Source organism: Algibacter amylolyticus, assembly GCF_014202225.1.
In the GTDB taxonomy this organism is placed as follows: Bacteria; Bacteroidota; Bacteroidia; order Flavobacteriales; family Flavobacteriaceae; genus Algibacter_B; species Algibacter_B amylolyticus.
Genome location: NZ_JACHGE010000012.1, coordinates 43,153 through 55,917, shown reverse-complemented (window position 1 = coordinate 55,917; position 12,765 = coordinate 43,153). Strand labels below are relative to the sequence as shown.

General features: G+C 34.1%; 14 protein-coding genes. 13 read left to right on the top strand and 1 reads right to left on the bottom strand.

What is annotated here, in order from left to right:
- The first annotated feature begins 25 nt into the window (after positions 1–25).
- The 13 genes from HNQ90_RS17225 to HNQ90_RS17165 all read left to right on the top strand — a co-directional run bounded on the left by HNQ90_RS17225 (position 26) and on the right by HNQ90_RS17165 (position 10,445).
- The gene (locus HNQ90_RS17225) at positions 26–1,048 is read left to right on the top strand and encodes a cytochrome-c peroxidase (protein WP_144118156.1); all 1,023 of its coding nucleotides are present in this window, start codon (positions 26–28) and stop codon (positions 1,046–1,048) included.
- 115 nt (positions 1,049–1,163) lie between these two features.
- The gene (locus tag HNQ90_RS17220; protein WP_144118157.1) at positions 1,164–1,370 is read left to right on the top strand and encodes a hypothetical protein; all 207 of its coding nucleotides are present in this window, start codon (positions 1,164–1,166) and stop codon (positions 1,368–1,370) included.
- Between the two features lie 216 nt (positions 1,371–1,586).
- On the top strand, positions 1,587–1,916 hold the full coding sequence (locus tag HNQ90_RS17215; protein WP_144118158.1) for a HesB/IscA family protein: 330 nt from the start codon (positions 1,587–1,589) through the stop codon (positions 1,914–1,916).
- Between the two features lie 14 nt (positions 1,917–1,930).
- Positions 1,931–3,379: a Fe-S cluster assembly protein SufB gene (gene sufB / locus HNQ90_RS17210; RefSeq protein ID WP_144118159.1), complete on the top strand. Its 1,449-nt coding sequence runs from the start codon at positions 1,931–1,933 to the stop codon at positions 3,377–3,379.
- Between the two features lie 61 nt (positions 3,380–3,440).
- Positions 3,441–3,860 carry a hypothetical protein gene (locus HNQ90_RS17205; protein ID WP_144118160.1) on the top strand — a complete coding sequence of 140 codons (420 nt, stop codon included), beginning with the start codon at positions 3,441–3,443 and terminating at the stop codon, positions 3,858–3,860.
- Positions 3,861–3,946: 86 nt separating this feature from the next.
- Positions 3,947–4,699, top strand: a complete 753-nt coding sequence (sufC, locus tag HNQ90_RS17200) for a Fe-S cluster assembly ATPase SufC (protein WP_144118161.1) — start codon at positions 3,947–3,949, stop codon at positions 4,697–4,699.
- A gap of 136 nt (positions 4,700–4,835) precedes the next feature.
- On the top strand, positions 4,836–6,149 hold the full coding sequence (gene sufD / locus HNQ90_RS17195; RefSeq protein WP_144118162.1) for a Fe-S cluster assembly protein SufD: 1,314 nt from the start codon (positions 4,836–4,838) through the stop codon (positions 6,147–6,149).
- 164 nt (positions 6,150–6,313) lie between these two features.
- Positions 6,314–7,528 carry an aminotransferase class V-fold PLP-dependent enzyme gene (locus HNQ90_RS17190; protein ID WP_144118163.1) on the top strand — a complete coding sequence of 405 codons (1,215 nt, stop codon included), beginning with the start codon at positions 6,314–6,316 and terminating at the stop codon, positions 7,526–7,528.
- Between the two features lie 57 nt (positions 7,529–7,585).
- Entirely contained in the window at positions 7,586–7,999 is a 414-nt protein-coding gene (locus HNQ90_RS17185) for an META domain-containing protein (RefSeq protein ID WP_144118164.1), read from the top strand.
- Between the two features lie 60 nt (positions 8,000–8,059).
- Positions 8,060–8,482: a SufE family protein gene (locus HNQ90_RS17180; protein ID WP_144118165.1), complete on the top strand. Its 423-nt coding sequence runs from the start codon at positions 8,060–8,062 to the stop codon at positions 8,480–8,482.
- Between the two features lie 77 nt (positions 8,483–8,559).
- Positions 8,560–8,883 (top strand): DUF59 domain-containing protein, encoded by a 324-nt coding sequence (locus HNQ90_RS17175; RefSeq protein WP_144118166.1) that lies wholly within the window; start codon positions 8,560–8,562, stop codon positions 8,881–8,883.
- 51 nt (positions 8,884–8,934) lie between these two features.
- Entirely contained in the window at positions 8,935–9,441 is a 507-nt protein-coding gene (locus tag HNQ90_RS17170) for a DUF2480 family protein (RefSeq protein ID WP_144118167.1), read from the top strand.
- A 74-nt stretch (positions 9,442–9,515) separates the two neighbouring features.
- On the top strand, positions 9,516–10,445 hold the full coding sequence (locus tag HNQ90_RS17165) for a DUF3078 domain-containing protein (protein WP_144118168.1): 930 nt from the start codon (positions 9,516–9,518) through the stop codon (positions 10,443–10,445).
- A gap of 64 nt (positions 10,446–10,509) precedes the next feature.
- Here HNQ90_RS17165 and HNQ90_RS17160 read toward each other — a convergent pair whose 3' ends face one another.
- Positions 10,510–12,765 (bottom strand): penicillin-binding protein 1A, encoded by a 2,256-nt coding sequence (locus HNQ90_RS17160; RefSeq protein ID WP_144118169.1) that lies wholly within the window; start codon positions 12,763–12,765, stop codon positions 10,510–10,512.

Below are 12,765 nucleotides of genomic sequence, written 5' to 3'. Positions count from 1 at the left end.
ATTGAAAAAATGGCTTTGTCATATCATGCTTGCTTTACTGTTTTGTTTTTCTTGCGAAAATGAATCAGTAGAACAATACGTGGCAACTCCAAGTCCTTTGCAAATTCCAAAACTCTTTGCAGACAATATAATTCCGCCAATAATCCCTATTGATAATCCGCAAACCCAAGAAGGCATTACGTTAGGGAAAAAACTATTTTTCGATCCTATATTATCTGGAAATAACACCCAAGCCTGTGCAGACTGTCACGCTCCAGAAAATGCATTTTCAGATTCGGCTAAATTTAGCGAAGGCATAAACGGCAATTTAGGCAGTAGAAATTCCATGCCACTATTCAACCTAGCCTGGAATTACGATGAAAAATTCTTTTGGGATGGCAATACTTTTAGTTTAGAACATCAGGCATTTGTTCCTGTTTCAGACCCAAACGAAATGAATAGCAACTGGAAGGATGTCCAACTAAAACTTCAACAAGACAGCGAATACCCAAACTTATTCAAAAATGCTTTTGGCACAAGCAATATCGATTCTACATTAGTAGCAAAAGCCATTGCTCAATTTGAACGCACTTTAATTTCTGCTAACTCTAAATTTGATCAATATCTGTTGGGTGAAACCGAATTAACTTCAAATGAACTTAATGGTTTTAACGTTTTTATGGACGAAACTAAAGGCGATTGTTTCCATTGTCATGGCAGCGATAAAAACCCACTCTGGACGGACAATTCGTTTCATAATAATGGACTAGACAACACCTTTACAGATCTAGGCTTAGGTGCCGTAACAGGAGATCCAGCCGACAACGGAAAATTTAAATCGCCCTCGCTTAGAAACCTTGCCTTTACCGCGCCATACATGCACGATGGCCGATTTGCAACACTAGAGGAAGTTATAAATCATTACAGCGAAGGCTTAAAAACCTCAGCGACCATAGATCCTTTAATGAAAAAAATAAACCAAGGTGGTGTTAATTTATCTGATAGTGATAAAGCAGATTTAAAAGCTTTTCTACTATCACTTTCAGATTATGATTTTATTATCCATTAAATCATAAAAGCACGTATTAGACTACAATATTAATGCATTTCATCGAAAATAAAGTTGTTTTTGTCTGATTTTACAAGTTTTTTAGTACTTTTACAGTCCCCAAATCTTTCATTTTATGAACAAAACTACTTTAAATGCGTTTTGCATTGCCTATGGCCATAATTACTTCAGGCTAATTGAAGCTAATGCTAATACACCAGAACTTATATGCAAGTCTTGTCGTGGTTATTTTAAATATGAAAACAACGGAATAATTACACCTTATTACAATAAAGAAAATAGCGAAATAACCGCTCAATTTCTTCACAAAAAAACGGCGTAAACCCTTAAATTACTTATCATATTACCCTTATTATTACGCTCGAATCAACCTATAATTCGAGCTATTGTTTATTGATAAGAAAAACCTATTAAACTATATACTAATATAATGTTAGGTTATTCGATTTTCAGGGACTTATATTGTATATTTGTGCTCTATTTAGAAACTGTCTTAATATATGCATTAATACACATCTAAATTTAATAATAAAACAATATGATAAAAGTCTCTGAAACAGCAAAAAAGAAAGTAGTTGAGCTTATGACCGATGATGGTTATGATGCCACTGTTGACTATGTACGTGTTGGAGTAAAAAGTGGAGGTTGCTCTGGATTATCTTACGATTTAAAGTTTGATAAAGAACAACAAGAAGGCGATAAAGTTTTTGAAGATAACGACATCAAAATCATAGTTGATAAAAAAAGCTTTTTATACCTAATAGGTACAACATTAGAATATTCTGGAGGGTTAAACGGAACAGGTTTCGTTTTTAACAACCCTAACGCCAACCGTACTTGTGGATGTGGCGAATCATTTTCATTATAAAATAAGAAAGTAATATGTCGAAGTATACCGAGGATGACTTACGCGAAGAATTAAAAACCAAAGAATATGAATACGGGTTTTATACGGATATAGAATCTGAAACATTTCCTATTGGCTTAAATGAAGATATTGTACGTGCTATTTCTAAGAAAAAGGAAGAGCCGCAATGGATGACCGATTGGAGATTAGATGCTTTTAAAGTTTGGAAAGAAATGACTGAGCCTGAATGGGCCAATGTTAATTATGAAAAACCAGATTTTCAAGCAATAGCTTATTATTCTGCACCAACAGCCGTAGACCCAAATAAAACATTAGACGATGTAGATCCAGATTTACTTGCTATGTATAAAAAATTAGGGATTTCTGTTGATGAACAAAAAAAGATGAACAATGTCGCTATGGATATTGTTGTAGATTCTGTTTCTGTTGCAACTACATTCAAGAAAACATTAGGAGAAAAAGGAATAATTTTCATGAGTATTTCTGAAGCTATTAAAGAGCATCCAGAATTGGTGAAAAAATATTTAGGTACTATCGTTCCAACAAAAGATAACTTTTATGCGGCTTTAAATTCTGCTGTATTTAGTGATGGGTCTTTCTGTTATATTCCTAAAGGTGTACGTTGCCCAATGGAATTATCAACATACTTCCGTATTAATCAAGCAGGAACAGGTCAGTTTGAAAGAACGCTTTTAGTTGCCGATGAAGGTAGTTATGTAAGTTACCTAGAAGGCTGTACAGCACCAAGTCGTGATGAAAATCAATTACACGCAGCTGTTGTAGAGCTAATTGCTTTGGATGATGCCGAAATTAAATATTCGACTGTTCAAAACTGGTACCCAGGAAATTCTGAAGGTAAAGGTGGTGTTTACAATTTTGTAACCAAAAGAGGTTTATGCGAGAAAAATGCTAAAATCTCATGGACACAAGTTGAAACAGGATCTGCAGTAACATGGAAATACCCATCTTGTATTTTAAAAGGTGATAATTCGGTAGGTGAGTTTTACTCAATAGCAGTAACAAACAACTACCAACAAGCCGATACTGGAACAAAAATGATTCACTTAGGAAAAAACACTAAGTCTACCATTATATCAAAAGGAATTTCAGCCGGAAAATCTCAAAACAGTTACCGAGGTTTAGTTCAAATAAATTCTAGAGCCGATAATGCACGTAACTTTTCGCAATGCGATAGTTTATTAATGGGTAACGAATGTGGTGCACACACGTTCCCATACATTGAGGCTAAAAATAAAACAGCCAAAATAGAACACGAAGCAACAACTAGTAAAATTGGTGAAGACCAAATTTTTTACTGTAACCAACGTGGTATCGATACCGAAAAAGCCATTGCATTAATTGTAAACGGCTTTAGTAAAGAGGTATTAAATAAATTACCAATGGAGTTTGCGGTTGAGGCTCAAAAGTTATTAGAAATTAGTTTAGAAGGAAGTGTTGGATAAAATTCTTGACATTTCTGCGTAGGCAGGAATTTCATCAATTTAACTGAAAACATTAATACATATGAAAAGAGTATTATTAATTTTATTAGTATCTATTACAGGATTAACAAGCTGTAAAAACGATTCGAAATCTGAAAATCAAAACACTAGTAATTCTTCAACAGAAGAAAAAACAGCAAAACAAAATGACGGACTCACGCTTTTAAAAGGTGAATTTGTGTATTACGATGGCGCTGCAGTTTTGCAAACACATTCCGATATTTATGGTGTGCTAATTACAGATAAGCTCGAAGAATTAGATAAACAAGCCCAACAGTATAAAAGCGAACCAACAGATATGGTTTTAATTGAAATTCGCGGGAAAATAACAAACCAAAAAGACGAAAAAATTCTTTGGGAAAACAAAGTTGAAGTTATGGAAATCCTAAACGTAAAACCAACACCTAAAGAAGATAATAAAGTTATAAAATTAGAAAACTAACTAGAATAAAAAATAAACTACAAACTCTAAACCCATAGCAGAAGTAATCACTTGGGATTTCGAATTTGGAATTTTAAATATAAAGTATGTTAAAAATAAATAATTTACACGCAAGCATTGAAGATAAAAGCATCTTAAAAGGTATTAATCTTGAAGTTAAAGCAGGTGAAGTACACGCAATAATGGGACCTAACGGTTCTGGTAAAAGTACATTAGCCTCTGTTATTGCTGGTAAGGAAGAATACGAAGTTACCGATGGTAATATTCTTTTTGAAGGTGAAGATATCGAAGAATTAGCAGCCGAAGAACGCGCTCACAAAGGTGTGTTTTTATCGTTTCAATATCCAATAGAAATTCCTGGAGTTTCTGTTACTAACTTCATGAAAACAGCTATAAACGAAACACGTAAAGCAAAAGGTCTTGAGGATATGCCTGCAAAAGACATGCTTAAAATGATTCGTGAAAAATCTGAATTACTAGAAATAGATAGAAAGTTCTTATCACGTTCATTAAACGAAGGTTTTTCTGGAGGAGAAAAGAAACGTAATGAGATTTTCCAAATGGCTATGTTAGAGCCTAAATTAGCAATCCTTGACGAAACAGATTCTGGATTAGATATCGATGCCCTTCGTATTGTAGCTAATGGTGTAAATAAATTAAAAAGTAAAGACAACGCTGTTGTAGTAATTACACACTACCAACGTTTATTAGACTATATCGTTCCAGATTTTGTACACGTACTTTATAATGGTCGTATAGTAAAATCTGGTGGTAAAGAACTAGCGCACGAATTAGAAGAAAAAGGTTACGACTGGATTAAAGAAGAAGTAAACGCGTAAATAGTTGCAGTATTCAGTGGCAGTTTGCAATGGCTTACTCAAACCTGATTACTAAAAATTTTAATAGAAAGTAAACAGTCAAAAATCAAAGTTTTTATTTACTAAAAACTGAGACTGAGACTGAAAACTGAAAACAATGGATTTAAAAGAAAAATTAGTATCGTCATTTTTAGCATTAGAAAACAAAGTTGATATAGACAGCTATGTGCATGATGTTAGAACTGATGCTATAAAAATATTTGAAGACCAAGGTTTCCCTTCTAAAAAAGAAGAAGCTTGGAAATACACCTCTTTAAATAGTATATTAAAAGAAGACTACAGTGTTTTCCCTAAACAAGAAAACGCCTTAGAATTTAAGGATATTAAAAAGTACTTTATCCATGATATAGATACTTACAAAATTGTTTTTATAGACGGTAAATATGCTTCGCATCTGTCGCAAACTACACACGATGGTATCGATGTATGTTTAATGTCTTCGGCCTTAAACAAACCTAAGTACCAATTGGTTATTAAAAACTATTTTAATAAAGCAGCCGAAAAAGACAGTTTAACATCGTTAAACACAGCCTTTTCTTGTGAGGGTGCTTATATCCATATTCCAAAAAATAAAATAGTAGAAAAACCAATACAAATTCTACATTTTTCAACAGGAAACGAGTCTGCAACTATGTTACAACCACGTAATTTAGTTGTAGTTGGCGAGAACTCGCATGTGCAAATTTTAGAGCGTCACCAAAGTTTAGCAGAAAATCCTGTACTAACAAATAGTGTAACCGAGATTTTTGCTAATAAACGTGCCATTGTCGATTTTTACAAAATCCAAAACGACAACGAAAACGCGACATTAATAGACCATACTTTCGTAAAACAAAGTAGAGAAAGTTTTGCATCTGTACATACCTTTTCATTTGGTGGTAAATTAATACGTAACAATTTAAACTTCTATCAAGAAGGAGAGCGTATCGATTCTACCCTAAAAGGTATTACCATAATTGGTAACAAACAACATGTAGACCATAACACTTTAGTTCACCATATAGAGCCAAATTGCGAAAGTCACCAAGATTACAAAGGTATTTTCGACGACAGCTCTACAGGTGTCTTTAACGGTAAAGTACTTGTAAATAAAGAAGCGCAAAAAACCAATGCATTTCAAGCAAACAACAATATTTTAATAAGCGATAAGGCATCTATAAACACCAAACCGCAATTAGAAATTTTTGCCGACGATGTTAAGTGTTCTCACGGTTGTACCATCGGGCAATTAGACGAAAGCGCTATGTTTTACATGCAATCTAGAGGTATTCCAGAAAAAGAAGCCAAAGCGCTTTTAATGTTTGCTTTTAGCAATAACGTATTAAGCTCAGTTAAAATACCAGAATTAAAGCAACGTATTACCAAAATTATCGCCAACAAATTAGGCGTAAATATTGGTTTCGATTTATAGCATATTTTGTCATTCCCTCGAAAGAGGGAATCTCTTTATGTTAATTATAAAATTTTTATTTTGAAGCTAATCCCGCTTTCGGCAAAAGTTTATCCAGAGCGCAGTCGAAGGACTATATACGAGGAGCTCCAACAAATGCCTCAATCGGGGCTAAACCACCCGCCATGTTTAATGTAGAAGACATACGAAAAGACTTCCCGATACTTTCTAGAAAAGTAAACGGTAAACCTTTAGTGTATTTTGATAATGCAGCCACATCGCAAACACCACAACAAGTTATCGATGTTATTGTAGATTATTACTCAAACTACAATGCAAATATACATCGTGGTGTACATACCTTAAGTCAAGAAGCAACCGATTTATACGAACAAGCACGCCATAAAATACAAGCACATTTTAATGCTAAGTTTGCGCACGAAATCATTTTTACATCGGGCACCACCCATAGTATTAACTTGGTAGCAAATGGATTTTCATCGCTATTAAAAAAAGGAGATGAAATCATTGTATCTGCCTTAGAGCACCATAGCAATATTGTGCCTTGGCAAATGCTTTGTGAACGTACAGGTGCTAGTTTAAAAGTCATTCCTATGAATGACGAAGGCGAACTAGTCATTTCAGAATTCGATGCATTACTATCCAAAAACACTAAACTTGTATTTGTAAATCACATTTCAAATGCATTAGGCACCATAAATCCTATAGAGAATATCATCGAAAAAGCGCACCAAGTTGGTGCTGCCGTTTTAATTGATGGTGCACAATCTGCACCACATATAAAACCAGATGTACAAGCACTAAATGTCGATTTTTATGTAACATCGGCACATAAAACTTGTGGGCCTACAGGTGTTGGTATGCTTTACGGCAAAGAAGAATGGCTTAACAAATTACCTCCTTATCAAGGTGGTGGCGAAATGATAGCCGAAGTAACATTTCGAAAAACAACATACGCCGCATTACCGCATAAATTCGAAGCCGGAACACCAAATATATGTGGTGGTATAGCATTTGGAGCAGCCCTAGATTACATGAACAGCGTAGGCTTTACAGCCATTGCTAATTACGAACATGAGCTTTTAGAATACGCCACAAAAAAACTTTTAGAAATTGAAGGTTTAAAAATTTACGGCACCTCAAAACAAAAAACCTCGGTTATTTCTTTTAATCTAGAAGGCATACATCCTTACGATGTTGGCACTATTTTAGATAAACTAGGAATTGCAGTAAGAACGGGGCACCATTGCGCCCAACCCATTATGGATTTTTACAAAATTCCAGGAACCGTTAGAGCATCTTTTGCATTTTACAATACTAAGGCCGAAATAGATACTTTGGTTGAAGGTGTAAAAAAAGCAAAAATGATGCTATCCTAACAGCTTTGGCTTATTTATTGTAATACCTTTCAAAATAACATTCAAATTAAATTCAACATGAAATACGTTACTGTTTTACTACTAAGCTTTTTAGCTCTAAACTCTTGTAAAAACGGCACTAACGACCCAAATTCAAGCGCCTCAGAAACACCATCAGGAATCTATACTATTACAGGACTTCCAGAGCATAATAATGTATCATCAAAACTAACTATTAGTTTTGATGAAGCTACAAAAAAAGTGTCAGGACATTCTGGCTGTAACCAATTTTTCGGCACTTATAAAATAGAAGGAAACGCTTTAAATTTTAGCCAAATGGGATCTACAAGAAAAATGTGCGAACCTACCGCAAATGCTTTAGAAACGGCTATGCTTCAAGCATTAGATAAAATTAACGCTTACACTATAAAGGATAATGTGCTACACTTAAACGTAGATAGCAATACTATTATTCAAGCAGTTAAAAATTAACATACGCCTAATTATTGAATAGCAAATTTACTTATTGTATTTTTGTATAAAAAGTAACCTATGAGTATTGAAGACATTCAAAACGAAATAATAGACGAATTCGCAATGTTTGAAGATTGGGAAGAGCGTTACCAATATATGATTGATTTAGGGAAAGATTTACCCTTAATTAACGACCAATATAAAACGGAAAGCAATATTATAAAAGGTTGCCAAAGTAAAGTTTGGGTCCATGCAGAATTGAACGATGATAAAATAGAATTCACTGCCGATAGTGACGCTATAATTACTAAAGGCATTATAGCTATTTTAATACGTACCTTTTCAAATCAGCACCCACAAGATATTATTGATGCTAATACCGATTTTATTGATAAAATTGGTTTAAAAGAACATCTATCACCAACACGAGCTAACGGATTAGTAAGTATGGTGAAACAACTAAAAATGTATGCTATAGCATACCAAACACAGATTAAATAATGTGTTTTATCGTTCTTGCGAAAGCAGGAATATTAATACCATTTTCGCTTTCGCGGAAATAAAAAAAATTTAGAACAATGAGCGAAGCCATAGATACTGCCGAATTAGGCGAAAAAATAGTAAATGTTTTAAAAACGATTTACGATCCAGAAATCCCTGTTGATATTTACGAACTAGGATTAATTTACGATGTTTTCGTAAACGAGGATTACGATGTTAAAATATTGATGACCTTAACAACACCTAACTGTCCTGTTGCAGAAACACTGCCATTGGAAGTAGAGGAAAAAGTAAAATCGCTTAACGAAGTAAAAGGAGCAGAAGTAGAAATCACTTTCGATCCGCCTTGGACACAAGAGTTAATGAGCGAAGAAGCGAAGTTAGAGTTAGGTATGCTTTAATTCAGCCGAAAGCCTACAACTAAACGAAAAACACCTTAACAAATTACATTTTTGGAAGACGAAATTATAAATCGCGTAGCGAATAGCAAACTAGTTACTTTAGACCTTGAGGATTATTATCCTAAAGGCAATCGCGTCCTATTTGATATTAAAGACTGGCTATTTGAAGGGTTTGTGCTTCGAGAAAAAGATTTTAGAGCACAAGTTAAAGCCTTCGATTGGTCTCAATATAAAGATGCTTATGTGGCATTAACATGTAGCTCAGATGCCATAATTCCGGGTTGGGCTTATATGTTTTTAAGCATTCAGCTAGAGCCTTATGCTAAAAAAACAATAGTTGGAAATTTAGATAATTTAGAAACTTCTATTTACCAAGACATCATAAATACCATCGATGTTTCAGACTATAAAGACAAACCCATAATTATAAAAGGTTGTTCAAATAAACCTGTACCGCAAAACGCTTACATCATGCTTGCCAACAAGTTACAAACCGTAGCCAAGTCCATCATGTATGGCGAAGCGTGTTCTTCTGTACCCCTTTTTAAAAAATTGTAATTTTTTTGTGACAAAAAGTTCATAGTTGAGTCTAAAATGTATATTTGCAAAAATTTTTAACAAAAATTAAAATTATGAAAAAATTATTTTTCACTTTATTATTATCTGTTAGCGTTTTATCTATAAACGCACAAACAAAAGAAGAGTTACAAGCTCAGAAATCTGAAAAACAAGCTATAGCAGATGCTGCTCAAGGAGAAGCAAATGCTTTACAAGCTAAAATTGATGCGCTTCCGGGTTGGAGAAAAGGTGCTTTTGGTACTATTGGTGGAAGTTTATCTGGATTTAAAAATTGGTATGCTCAAGAAGCTGCAAACAACAATTCTGGAAACATTGGTTTAACAGTAAATGCCTTTGCTAATTTAATTGAAGACAAGTTTTTCTGGAGAAATAGTTTAACAACTAACCTAAACTGGGTAAAGTTAGATGATACATCTAATAACACTGACGAAGACAAAGACTTTAATCCTACTACGGATGTTTTTAACATCTCTTCTTTATACGGTAGAAACATTGCTAAAAACTTAGCTGTTTCTGGTTTAGCTGAATACAGAACAACACTTTTAGACAACTTTAACGATCCTGGATATTTAGATGTTGGTGTTGGTTTAACATGGACTCCAGTACAAAACTTAATAGTAGTTGTACACCCATTAAACTACAACTTTGTATTTGCTGATGGTGATTCTGTTTTCGAATCTTCTTTAGGTGCTAAAATTGTTGCTGATTACACAAGACAAATTGGAGCTATTAACTTTAAAACAAACTTATCTGCTTTCCAAAGCTATAAGTCTGGAGATTACTCTAACTGGACTTGGACTAACTCATTTAGCTATACTTTATGGAAAATGATTGGTGTTGGTTTTGATTTTGGTTTAAGAAACAACAAGCAAGAAGCTTTAAACTACTCTATTGAAACATTAGGTAACACTGGTGAAACTTTTGATAGTGTTGATAACGACTTACAAACTTACTATACTTTTGGTTTAAGCTACAAGTTCTAAGAACTTCTCTTTTACCGAAGAAACAAAAAACGCACATCATGAGATGTGCGTTTTTTTGCTTTATCTATTTTTTATTACCCTTAAACTTTCGTTTTTTATTTTTACCACTAAAAATTCGCTTTAAAAACCCATCTCGTTTTTCTTCATTACAATCCAAATCCGAAGCGACTTGATCACTAGGTCTTTCAAAACGACTTCTTGTTAAGTCGTTATACTCGGAATCTTTATTTAGTTTAGAATAAAACTTTGCAAAAATTGGTAGGGCAGAATTTGCCCCTTGCCCTAATCCTGTTGTTCTAAAACCAACAGCTTGGTTATCGTTTCCAACCCAAGTTACAGTCACTAATTTTGGCGTAATACCAACAAACCAGCCATCTTTATTATCTTGTGTAGTCCCTGTTTTACCGGCAATATCATTATTTAAACCATAGGTTGATCTTAATCTAGATGCTGTCCCCTTATTAACTGTAGACTGCATGATTTCTAACATAACCTGACGCGTATAGTCTTTAAAAGCAAGTTCCGATACTTCTGGTTTAAACGCTGCCAATACCTTACCATTTCTATCCGTAACTTTAGTAATGGCATAAGGCGTAACCGGTTTACTATCGTTTACATAACTCGCGTAAGCCCCTGTTAGTTCCTTTAAATTAATTTCTGCTACACCAAGCGCAATTGAAGGTAAATTAGGCAGCTCTTTATTAATTCCTATGCGTTTTGCTTGCTCCAATACCTTCGGGATTCCAACCTCATTTAAAACTTTAACAGCAATGGTATTAACCGAGTTACTCAAGGCCATTTCTAGATTATAATTAAGATGTGGATCTTGATTTTCGCCACCCGAGTTTGATGGTGTCCAATTGTTAAAATTACTATAAGTAACTTCAGCTAAAGAAAAGTACGTGCATGGTTTCATGCCATTCTCAATAGCGGCAGTATAAACAAAAGGCTTAAATGTAGAACCTACTTGACGTTCACTTTGCGACACATGATCGTATTTAAAATAACGATAATCAATGCCTCCAATATAAGCCTTAATAGCTCCCGTTTTAGGCGAAATGCTTAGCATACCAGTATTTAAAAACTTTAAATAATGTTGTAAGCTATCAATAACACTTGCTTTTTTAATGGTATCGCCTTCCCATTCAAACAATTCGGTATCTCGTTTAATAGATAATGAATCTTTAATTTGAGCGTCCGTTAATCCTGCTTCCTTATATAGTTTATACTGAGGTAATTTTTTTAAAGTAGCTTCTATTAATTTCATATTCTTCCGCCATGGTGCAGCACTACCGTAAGAACGTTCAAAACTTTGTTGCAGCGCTGTAAGATGTTCTTTCATGGCTTCCTCTGCCATTTTTTGCATACCAATATCCAAGGTGGTATGCACTATAAGTCCGTCGCGATACAAATCGTAAGCTTCGCCATTCGGCTTTTCAATACTATCTAAAATTACCGCCAATTCCTTTTTAACCTGAGCTCTAAAATAAGGCGCTATACCCACATCGTGATTAAACGATTTATAATCCAATCCCAATGGTTTATTGGTGTAAACCTTAGCCGAATCTTGAGGCATATTGCCATATTTTACCATTTGGTTAAGCACTACATTACGCCTATCTAAGCTTCGCTCGGGATGTAATCGAGGATTGTAATAATTATTAGCTTTTAACGAACCAACCAAAGTAGCAGCTTCGTCTATAGAAAGTTCGAACGCTGGTTTATTAAAAAATTTACGAGCGGCACTTTCAATACCATAAGTATTATCAGAGAAAGGTACCGTATTAAAATACATGGTAAGAATCTCATTTTTAGAGTATATGGTTTCAATTCGTTTAGCAATAATAGACTCGCGAAACTTATTAATTACCATACTAAAAAGTTTGTAATTATTTCTTCCGTATAGATTCTTAGCTAACTGCAAAGTTATGGTGCTTCCACCTCCTGCAGATTTATCTTGAAGTAAAATACTTTTTACAAAAACCCGCATTAAGCTTACATTATCAATACCATCATGTTCAAAAAATCGAACATCTTCGGTAGCTACTAACGCATCAATAAGATGTTTAGGTAAATCTTCAAATTGCAGAGGTTGCCTATCATAAACATAATATTTACCAACAAGTTTCCCTTCTTGATCTAAAACTTGAGTAGCTTCTTCTTGCTTAATAAAACTTAGTTCAGCAGATGTTGGCACTTTACCAAAAGCGCCTAAGTAAATACTAATATAGAGTCCTACAAAAAATATTAAAACAGACGTGAAACCAACAAAGCCCCATTTCACCCATTTATTTTTAAATAACTTTTTAAATAATGCCAT

Coding starts and splice junctions, on each gene's coding strand:
- HNQ90_RS17225 (WP_144118156.1), top strand. CDS start 26: ATGCTTGCTTTACTGTTTTGTTTTTCTTGCGAAAATGAATCAGTAGAA.
- HNQ90_RS17220 (WP_144118157.1), top strand. CDS start 1,164: ATGAACAAAACTACTTTAAATGCGTTTTGCATTGCCTATGGCCATAAT.
- HNQ90_RS17215 (WP_144118158.1), top strand. CDS start 1,587: ATGATAAAAGTCTCTGAAACAGCAAAAAAGAAAGTAGTTGAGCTTATG.
- sufB (WP_144118159.1), top strand. CDS start 1,931: ATGTCGAAGTATACCGAGGATGACTTACGCGAAGAATTAAAAACCAAA.
- HNQ90_RS17205 (WP_144118160.1), top strand. CDS start 3,441: ATGAAAAGAGTATTATTAATTTTATTAGTATCTATTACAGGATTAACA.
- sufC (WP_144118161.1), top strand. CDS start 3,947: ATGTTAAAAATAAATAATTTACACGCAAGCATTGAAGATAAAAGCATC.
- sufD (WP_144118162.1), top strand. CDS start 4,836: ATGGATTTAAAAGAAAAATTAGTATCGTCATTTTTAGCATTAGAAAAC.
- HNQ90_RS17190 (WP_144118163.1), top strand. CDS start 6,314: ATGTTTAATGTAGAAGACATACGAAAAGACTTCCCGATACTTTCTAGA.
- HNQ90_RS17185 (WP_144118164.1), top strand. CDS start 7,586: ATGAAATACGTTACTGTTTTACTACTAAGCTTTTTAGCTCTAAACTCT.
- HNQ90_RS17180 (WP_144118165.1), top strand. CDS start 8,060: ATGAGTATTGAAGACATTCAAAACGAAATAATAGACGAATTCGCAATG.
- HNQ90_RS17175 (WP_144118166.1), top strand. CDS start 8,560: ATGAGCGAAGCCATAGATACTGCCGAATTAGGCGAAAAAATAGTAAAT.
- HNQ90_RS17165 (WP_144118168.1), top strand. CDS start 9,516: ATGAAAAAATTATTTTTCACTTTATTATTATCTGTTAGCGTTTTATCT.
- HNQ90_RS17160 (WP_144118169.1), bottom strand. CDS start 12,765: ATGGCATTATTTAAAAAGTTATTTAAAAATAAATGGGTGAAATGGGGC.